General features: G+C 68.0%; 1 protein-coding gene. It reads left to right on the top strand.

Annotated features, from left to right (window positions below; translation table 11 throughout):
* A partial coding sequence (locus tag HMPREF1546_RS19980; protein WP_021752094.1) for a Glu/Leu/Phe/Val dehydrogenase dimerization domain-containing protein occupies window positions 1-300 on the top strand: 300 nt, incomplete at both ends.

The raw sequence follows: 300 nt of genomic DNA, 5'->3' as shown, positions 1-300 counted from the left end.
ACATGCAGGCGCTGTACCGGTACATCGGGCCGGATGTGGACGTGCCCGCCGGGGACATGGGCGTGGGCGGCCGGGAGATCGGGTATCTCTTCGGCGAGTACCGGCGGCTGAAGGGGGCCTGGGAGAACGGTGTGCTGACGGGCAAGGGGTTCTCTTACGGCGGCAGCCTGATCCGGCCGGAGGCCACGGGCTACGGCGCGGTATACTATCTCCAGAACGTGCTGGAGCACGAGGGAGAGCGGATCGCGGGCAAGACCATCGCCTGCGCGGGCTTCGGCAACGTGACCTGGGGCATCTGCA

This window comes from Oscillibacter sp. KLE 1745 (assembly GCF_000469445.2).
GTDB lineage: Bacteria > Bacillota > Clostridia > Oscillospirales > Oscillospiraceae > Oscillibacter > Oscillibacter welbionis.
This window is presented reverse-complemented; position numbering and strand designations above follow the sequence as displayed.